Here is a 9372-nt window from a genome sequence, read left to right as displayed (position 1 = left end):
TTTGTGGGGCGGGTCGCATATAGATTTGCGCGTTTGCATGCATCGCGCACTGCGTAAAAGGAATTAGATCTTATAAAGGTGGTGATCAATGAAGCAGTTCCCGCGCCTTGTTCTGGCGGTATCCCTGGCGTCGGCGTTCCTGGTGGGATGCGAGGGTGGTAGTGAAAGCATCGCCGAAGTAAATGGCAAGCCGGTCACCCAGGATCGTTTCGATGCGTACCTGAAGCTCAAGCGTGTCCCCGCGCAGAATGCCGAATGGGTCGGTCGCGAGCTCGACGACTATCTGGAGCGCGAAGGCCTGGCAGGGCAGATCGAAGAGCAGGGGCTGTTGCCTGTGGATCAGATCGAGGCCGAGGTCTCCGAGTTCCGCAAGCAGATGCTGATCAGTCGTTACTTCGAGGAGTACCTGCGCGAGCGGGTTACCGACGAGGCGGTACGCAACTTCTACGCGACCAATCCCGACCAGTTCCAGGCCAAGAAGGTCCATGTCGCGCATATCCTGCTGCGCACCAACTCAGCCATGAGCGACGCCGAGCGGCAGGCGCTGCTGACCAAGGCGCAGGAGGTCTATTCCCGGGCCAACGCCCAGGAAGACTTCACCGCTCTGGCCAAGGAGTATTCCGAAGACCTTTTGTCCGCCCAGCAAGGTGGGGATCTCGGTTGGTTGCAGGAAGGGGCTATCGACCCGACCTTCAGCAGCAAGGTATTCGCCATGAAGGCCGGTGAGCTTTCCGAGCCCGTGGTGACGCCCTTCGGCTTCCATGTCATCAAGGTCATAGAAGGCCCCCAGGTCATCAAGCAGCCGTTCGAGGCGGTGAGCGGAGACATCCGTTATCGCTTGCGTCAGGAGGCCAAGCAGGCCGAGCTGGATCGCCTGAAGCAGGCCGCGAAGATCGAGAAGAAGGCCGAGCCTGAGAAAGCTGAAGTCCAGGCAGGGAACGACAGTGCAAAGAGCTAACTGGGTTCTGGGCTGTCTGTTTGTCGGGTGGGGCCTGGTCGGTTGCGAGGATGATTCGCAGCAGGCGCTGAAGGACGTTCCGGTCGAGCCTTCGGCGACTCTGGTGACCGTTGACGAGTCGCCGATCACCAGGGCGCAGCTGGAGCTGACCATCGAGCGCACGCTCGGTGACTCTGCGCCTCTGTTCGCCAACGAGGAGGTCGAGCGCAAGATCCTCGACAGCCTGGTCAGTAGTCGTGCCATGGCCTTGCTCGCCGAACGTGAGCTGGATGCCTCCGAGAAACAGCAGCTGGACTTGAAGGCGCAGGCCTATCGGGAGGAGTTGCTGGTTCGTCACTACCTGCAGGAGCATGCGACTCCCGAGCCGGTCAGCACCGAAATGGTGGCGGACTACTACAACCGCCATCCCGAGGAGTTCGGCGGCGGTGTGGAGAAGAGCTTCGAGATCATCGCCAGCACCACCGAACTGGACGAGCGCCAGCGCTCGGAGCTGATTACGCTGCTCAGCGGGGCAGAGGTCCAGAAAGGCGACTGGCAGGCTCTGGTGGCATCCTGGCGCACGGCGGGGCGGCCCCTGGAGTACCGGCAGAACAAGCTTAGGCCCGAGATGCTGGGCCAGCCGTTGCGCAGCCTTGTAGAGGGCACTGCGACGGGTAGCCTGGCGCCGCTGTATACCAACGGACAGCTCCTGCTGGTACGCGTGACTGCGGAGCAGAAACTGCCGGCCAAGCCATTGGCCGAGGTCAGCGCAGCCATTCGTGAGAAATTGGCGCCGCAGGCCCTGAAGAAGGCCGTGAAAGAGCTGAGTGCTCAGGCCGTGGAACAAGTGAAGGTGCAGTACAGCTCGCGTTAGACGAGCGACCACGAACGGTCGGCGGATGCTGGCTAGAGAAGGACAGCGGCAGGGTAGCTGTATCAAGCGGACGGAAGGGCTATGGGGATGCTGAAGGGGGGGGCCAAGCAGCGCCTGCTGTGGGCGGGGCTCGTCTGGTTGCTGAGTGCGACCGGCGGTTGGGCGCATGCTGCCGAAAGTTGCCGGGCCGTGTTCTCCGGTGGCCTCCAGACCCATGGTTCCGGCGGGATCAACTTTCAGTGGGGCGGCCAGCTGGTTGGCAATCCGACTCCCCAGATAGATAGCCTGCGGGTGCAAAATGCCTGGGGCTCGCCCAGTTGCGGCAGCGTCAACTGCCAGGCCAGTGGCTTTGCCGCTGCCGATCTGGGAGCTCTCGTCTTCCCCTCTACAAGCAGCCAGCATGACCTGCGGGTCAGCTACCTCGCGGTAGCCGAGGCTGGTGGTAGCGAAATGAACCGCTATCGGGCCGTCGAGCTGGGAGCGGGGGCCACCCTCAGCTTCAACCCGCGCCATCAAGCCTACTACATAGAGCGGCTGAGCCTGGCCTATGGCGCCAAGGTCACCCTGGCGCCCGGTCGCTACTGGATCGGCCAGCTGGACATGGCGGCCAACAGCCAGATCCGTATCCCCGACGGCACCGTGCGCCTGATGGTGGGCAGCCCCATCAACGTGCCCTTCCAGGCTCGCATCAATGGCGTCGATGATGGATCGGGACGGGCGGAGGCCCTGCAGCTCTTCGTTCGTGGCAACCTGACCCAGGAGTCTTCCAGTACGGTCAACGCTCTGGCCTATGTGGACGGGGATTATCGTGCAGCCTTCTCGGCTCTTCTGAGCGGGGCACTCAATGCCCGCAGTGCCGATCTGGCCGTTGCAGCGCGCGTGATCACCCGTGAGGCGGCGATCGGAACGCTGGACTGGAATCGTCAGTGCAACGAGCGCGCCGACCTGGACAGTGATGGTTCGCTGGACCTGTTCGACGAGGATACCGATGGCGACGGATACGATGATGAGCGCGAGCGTCTGGCCGGTAGCAATGCCCGGGATTCGCGCAGCACTCCCCAGGTAGCTCCGCCTCCCACTCAGACCAACCTTTGTGTTGCCGCCTTCAGCAAGGGTCTGCAGACCCATGGCAACGAAGGGCGTATCAGCTTCGGCCTGAATGCCCAGCTGCGCGACGCTCCGTCTACCTACCTGCCGGCGCTGTTGGTCGAGAATAGCTTCGCATCCACCGCTCGTAGCTGTGGCGCCCAGAACTGCCAGGCCAGTTATTCCACCGCGGTGGTGCCTAAACTGCCTGCCTTCCTAAAGACTGCCGATACCTACCGTCAGGATGTAGTGTTTGCCGGTAGCGCGGTGCTGGACGGTGGCCGCAAGGAGTGGGCGCGCCTCGCTGTTGGCGGCCTGGCCAAGGCGCGATTTACCACGCCTGGTACCTACCGCCTGCGCGAGCTGGATATCGGCTATCGCGGTGTCGTCGAACTGGCCCCCGGTGATTACTGGGTCGAGAAACTGACTCTGGCCAGTGAGGCACGCATACAGCCTGTCGGCCAAGGGACGGTCAGGCTGCACCTGCTCGGTGGGCTGGAGCTGCCCTGGCAGGCACGAATCAACGCGACGGGGTACGAGCAGCCGGGAGATCCTTCGCGTCTTCTGCTGTTGAGCGAAGGGAATGTGACCCTGGCGTCCAGTTCGACCCTGGCGGGCTTTGTCTATAGCCGAGGCAAGCTTACGCAACAGTACGGCGCCCTGCTGTATGGCGGCGCGGTGGCCGGCAATGTGGCTCTCGAGGCACTGGCGCGCACCCATTTCAACCCGACAGCGCTTGCGGCCGTGGACTTCGGCATGCTCTGTGACCTGGACGGCGATGGCATAGGCGACAGCCAGGATCCGGACCGCGACGGCGATGGTGTTTCCAACGAACATGAAGAGCAGGCCGGATCCAACCCGGACGACCCCAACAGCGTGCCTGCCGATCAGGATGGCGATGGCATTCCGGATGCCGTTGACTCTGATCGCGACGGCGACGGCGTGGCCAACGACCAGGACGCCTTCCCGGACGACAAGACCGAGAGCAAGGACCTGGACGGTGACCGCATCGGCGACAACGCCGATACGGACCGTGATGGCGACGGTATCTCCAACGACTACGAGAGCCAGGCCGGTACCGATCCGAACAATGCCACCAGCGTGCCGCCGGACCAGGACAAGGACGGTATCCCGGACAGTCTGGACAGCGACCGCGATGGCGACGGCGTGGCCAACGAGCAGGACGCCTTCCCGGACGACAAGGCCGAGAGCAAGGACCTCGACCGCGACGGTATCGGCGACAACGCCGACCCGGACCGCGATGGCGACGGCATCTCCAACGACTACGAGACGCAGGTTGGCACTGACCCGAACAACCCTGCCCAGACTCCCTCCGATATCGACCGGGACGGTGTGCCTGACTCGCTGGATATAGACCGTGACGGCGATGGCGTTCCCAACGATATAGACCTGTTCCCCGACAATTCTGGTGAGTTCAGCGACCTCGATGGCGACGGCACCGGCGACAACGCCGACCCGGACCGTGATGGCGACGGCATCTCCAACGACTACGAGGCCCAGGCCGGTACCGACCCGAACAACGCCTCCAGCGTACCACCGGACCAGGACAAGGACGGTATCCCGGACAGCCTGGACAGCGACCGCGATGGCGACGGCGTAGCCAACGAGCAAGACGCCTTCCCGGACGACAAGACCGAGAGCAAGGACCTGGACGGTGACCGCATCGGCGACAACGCCGACCCGGACCGCGATGGCGACGGCATCTCCAACGACTACGAGACTCAGGCCGGCACCGATCCGAACAATGCGGCGAGCGTGCCGCCGGACCAGGACCAGGACGGTATCCCGGACAGTCTGGACAGCGACCGCGATGGCGACGGCGTAGCCAACGACCAGGACGCGTTCCCGGACGACAAGACCGAATCCAAGGATTTAGACGGCGACCGTATTGGCGACAACGCCGATACGGACCGTGATGGCGACGGTATCTCCAACGACTACGAGAGCCAGGCCGGTACCGATCCGAACAATTCGGCGAGCGTGCCGGCGGATCAAGACAAGGACGGTATTCCGGACAGCCTGGACAGTGATCGTGACGGCGACGGTGTGACCAACGACCAGGATGCGTTTCCGGACGACAAGACCGAGAGCAAGGACCTGGACGGTGACCGTATCGGCGACAACGCCGACCCGGACCGTGACGGCGACGGCATCTCCAACGACTATGAGACTCAGGCCGGTACCGATCCGAACAACGCCTCCAGCGTGCCGCCAGACCAGGACAAGGACGGTATCCCGGACAGCCTGGACAGCGACCGCGATGGTGATGGCGTGGCCAACGAGCAGGACGCTTTCCCCGACGACAAGACCGAGAGCAAGGACCTCGACGGTGACCGCATCGGCGACAACGCCGATCCGGACCGCGATGGCGACGGCATCTCCAACGACTATGAGACTCAGGCCGGTACCGATCCGAACAACGCCTCCAGCGTGCCGGCGGATCAGGACAAGGACGGCATTCCCGACAGCCTGGACAACGACCTGGATGGAGATGGTGTGCTCAACCCGAACGATGCTTTCCCCAGCGATCCGGCGGAGAGCAGCGATCTGGACGGTGACCGCATTGGCGACAACGCCGACCCGGACCGCGACGGCGACGGCATCTCCAATGACTACGAGAGCCAGGCCGATACGAACCCGAACGATGCCAACAGCAAACCATCCGACCAGGACAAGGACGGCATCCCGGACAGCCTGGACAGTGACCGCGACGGCGATGGCGTGCCCAACGAGCAGGATGCCTTGCCGGACAATCCGGCGGAGAGCAAAGACCTCGACCGCGACGGCATTGGCGACAATTCCGACCCGGACCGTGACGGCGACGGCATCTCCAACGACTACGAGACCCAAGCCGGTACCGACCCGAACAACGCCTCCAGCGTGCCGGCGGATCAGGACAAGGACGGTATCCCGGACAGTCTGGACAGTGATCGTGACGGCGACGGTGTAGCCAACGACCAGGACGCCTTCCCGGACGACAAGACCGAGAGCAAGGACCTGGACGGTGACCGTATCGGCGACAACGCCGACCCGGACCGCGATGGCGACGGCATCTCCAACGACTATGAGACTCAGGCCGGTACCGATCCGAACAACGCCTCCAGCGTGCCGGCGGATCAGGACAAGGACGGTATCCCGGACAGCCTGGACAGCGACCGGGATGGTGATGGCGTAGCCAACGACCAGGACGCCTTCCCGGACGACAAGACCGAAAGCAAGGACCTCGACGGTGACCGCATCGGCGACAACGCCGACCCGGACCGCGATGGCGACGGCATCTCCAACGACTACGAGAGCCAGGCGGGTACCGACCCGAACAACGCCTCCAGCGTGCCGGCGGATCAGGACAAGGACGGTATCCCGGACAGCCTGGACAGCGACCGTGATGGCGACGGCGTGGCCAACGACCAGGACGCCTTCCCGGACGACAAGACCGAGAGCAAGGACCTCGACGGTGATCGTATCGGCGACAACGCCGACCCGGACCGCGATGGCGACGGCATCTCCAACGACTACGAGAGCCAGGCCGGTACCGACCCGAACAACGCTTCCAGCGTGCCGGTGGACCAGGACAAGGACGGTATCCCGGACAGCCTGGACAGCGACCGCGATGGTGATGACGTAGCCAACGACCAAGACGCCTTCCCGGACGACAAGACCGAGAGCAAGGACCTCGATGGTGACCGTATCGGCGACAACGCCGACCCGGACCGCGACGGTGATGACGTCAGCAACCAGGACGAAGAGGCTGCCGGCACCAACCCGAACGATGCGGCGGACTTCCCGGACCGCCAGGCGCCGGAGGTCAGCATCGACGGCCCCGAAGTCATCAGCGTCAACGAGGACAGCGTGAGCCTGACCGGTAGTGTCAGCGACGCCCGATCGGGAGTGGATCGGCTCGAATTCGCCTCGGATCGTTATCCGAACGCGCGCTTCGCCGTGACCCTGCAGAATGGCAAATGGACCGCCAGCGTTCCGTTGCTGGAAGGTAGCAACCTGCTCACCCTGACGGCCTTCGACAAGGCGGGCAACAGCGCGCGGCTGATCCGTACCGTGGAGCGAGTGATTCCCGCCAGCGACATCGGCCTGGTCATCGACTATCCCCACCAGGGTGCCGTCCTCAACAGTGCCACTCTGGTGGTGCGAGGCATTCTGCGCAGCGACAGCCCCGCGCAGAAGATGGAGGTGCAGGTCAACGGCCAGATCGCGACGCTCACACCTACCTCCCAGGTGACGGAGTTCGGCTTCCAGTCCCCGGCCATCACGCTGCAGCCCGGCAACAACACCCTGGCGATCCAGGCCAAGATCGATCAGCGCAGCGTGCAGCGGACCATTCTGGTCACCTACCAGCCGCCGCAAGCCAGCTTCCAGCCGCCGCGCTTCGATAACCTGTCGCCGGTGAATGGCAGCCTGCTGCCCGGCGAAGGCTTCGTGCTGACTGGCCAGGTCTACGCCGAGGCGGGGCTCGATCGGGTCAGCCTGAACGGGCGCAGCCTGGTTCTGCGCGAGGTAGGTCAGCAACTGATGGATCTGCGCGAGGTGCTGAATGTGCCCGCCGGGCAGTCCTCGTTCAGCGTCGAACTGCTGGCGCGGGATCGTACCGGCCAGGAGAAGCGCCAGAGCCTCAGTTGGCAGCTGGACAAGCAGCTGCCGCAGATCATCCTCGACCAGCAACTGGTGGACCTGCCGGCGGAGAACCGCGTCAGCGAGCAACCCTTCCCGGTCAGCGGTACGCTGCGGGAGAGCAATCCGGCCAGCTTCCAGATCAATGGTAACGACGTGGCCCTGCAGCCGGGTGCCCAGGCGGGCGAGTTCCGCTTCTCCACCAGGGTGGCGCTGTCTCTGGGGCAACCGGTCACCCTGACGCTGGACGCGCGCGACCAGGCCGGCAACCAGCTGCGCCGCGAGTACAGTCTGGAGCTGTCGGGGCAGGCCGCGATCAACTGGGTGCTGCCGACCGAGGGCACCGAATTGCTAAACCTGGGGCAGCCGATCGACCTGCAGGTGGCGGCGCGCATCGAGGACCTCAGTGGCCAGCTGGTACCCCGCGCGGTGCTGCTGTCGGCCAATGGCGATACCCTGAGCGAGGCCGAGCTTGCCGGCGACACCACGCTAAAGAGTGCCAACCTGCAGATACCGGCGCAAAGCGGTGAATATCGCTTGCTCGCCGTGCTGCAGAACGCCACTCAGCAGGTGATGGCGCAGAGCAGCCGGACGATCAAGGTAGTCACTCCGGTGCAGGTACCGCTGGCGTTGGAGCGCATCTCGCCCGACAACGGTGCGCGCGATGTCGAGCCGAACGACTTCATCGGCTTCTACTTCAACCAGGCCATCGATCTGAGCAAGCTCGATGTCAAGGTCTTCGAGACGGCACACGGTAAGAGTTATGTCGACCTGGACGGCCTGGGCACCGACGAGCTGAACGCCAAGGGACACCAGCTTGTGGACGTCAATCGCGACTTCCAGCCGGTCAGCGGCAAGCTGTCGGAGCTGCCGGGCAGCCAGGTGGTCGCCTTCTACCCCGAGCAGGATCTGGCCTACGACGCGGAAATCACGGTCGAGGCGACCTACGCCGGCGAGGAGCTTGGGCGCATCCGCTACCGCACCCGCCCGCTACCGACTCTTATCACTGGTACTTTGATGGACCAGTTGAGCCAGCCAGCAGTCAACGTCGAGGTGCGTATCGAGGAATTGGGGCGCAGTACCGTCACCAATCGCGATGGTGGTTTCAGCTTCGGCTTCGCTGAAGGTGCCGAGCGCAACATCGCTGGGGGCCAGTACCAGCTGCAACTCAACCCGGGCCAGGCGAACAAGAGCTACGGCAGCAGCAGCCGCGCGATTACGGTCCAGCAGGGTGCCCTCAACGACATCGGCCGCGTACCGTTGCCGCAGCTCAGTTCGGAGCTGCCCTACGTTCCGCTGCGTGGTGGCGAGCAGTTCAGCCTGCTGCAGGGTGAGGTCAAGCTGGATCTCACCCAGGCACGCCTGCAGTTCCCCGATGGCCAGCAACAGGGCGATGTGCATGCCCAGATGCTCACCATCACCGAGCTGCCATTCCCGGTCGATCCCATGGCGATGCCCTACTGGATGTACTCGCTACAGCCGGGCGGGGTCCGTGTGGAGGGCGAGGTGAGCCTAGATCTGGCAGCGTTGCCGCTGGGCGACAGCCATGAATACCTACCGGAGGACGGCGGCCACGTCGTGATCGTCGGTCTCGATCCGGAAGCTGGCCGCGTTGTGCCGGTCGGCGTCGGGGTAATCGACAACTTCCGCGTTCGCAGTGTGGGCAAGCTGGAGCTGAGTAGTCTGGATCTGCTCGGCTTCGCCCTGGCAGGGCTGGAAGCTCAGCCTGCATTGCAGGCCTATGCGGCAGGCGATATCAACCTGCGCCAGCTGCAGGCGGAACTGTATAGCGTGATCAAGGCCGCCCAGGCGGCCCAGGGACAATGACTCA

The 9372-nt window shown here is 64.0% G+C and carries 3 protein-coding genes; all 3 read left to right on the top strand.

Features of this window, described 5'->3' with window-relative positions:
* The first annotated feature begins 88 nt into the window (after window positions 1-88).
* The 3 genes from OH686_RS11560 (at window position 89) to OH686_RS11550 (ending at window position 9368) form a co-directional block, all read left to right on the top strand.
* The gene (locus OH686_RS11560) at window positions 89-958 is read left to right on the top strand and encodes a peptidylprolyl isomerase (RefSeq protein WP_289532711.1); all 870 of its coding nucleotides are present in this window, start codon (window positions 89-91) and stop codon (window positions 956-958) included.
* On the top strand, window positions 945-1811 hold the full coding sequence (locus tag OH686_RS11555) for a peptidyl-prolyl cis-trans isomerase (protein WP_289532709.1): 867 nt from the start codon (window positions 945-947) through the stop codon (window positions 1809-1811). The genes OH686_RS11560 and OH686_RS11555 overlap by 14 nt, the downstream gene beginning before the upstream one ends.
* Before the next feature lie 81 nt (window positions 1812-1892).
* Window positions 1893-9368 carry a thrombospondin type 3 repeat-containing protein gene (locus OH686_RS11550; protein WP_289532708.1) on the top strand — a complete coding sequence of 2492 codons (7476 nt, stop codon included), beginning with the start codon at window positions 1893-1895 and terminating at the stop codon, window positions 9366-9368.
* Window positions 9369-9372 lie beyond the last annotated feature (4 nt).

The organism is Pseudomonas sp. SO81 (genome assembly GCF_030374125.1).
GTDB lineage: Bacteria > Pseudomonadota > Gammaproteobacteria > Pseudomonadales > Pseudomonadaceae > Aquipseudomonas.
This window is presented reverse-complemented; position numbering and strand designations above follow the sequence as displayed.

What these genes read in the sequence shown, in the direction of transcription:
- OH686_RS11550 (WP_289532708.1), top strand. Translation starts at nt 1,893, where the DNA reads ATGGGGATGCTGAAGGGGGGGGCCAAGCAGCGCCTGCTGTGGGCGGGG.
- OH686_RS11560 (WP_289532711.1), top strand. Translation starts at nt 89, where the DNA reads ATGAAGCAGTTCCCGCGCCTTGTTCTGGCGGTATCCCTGGCGTCGGCG.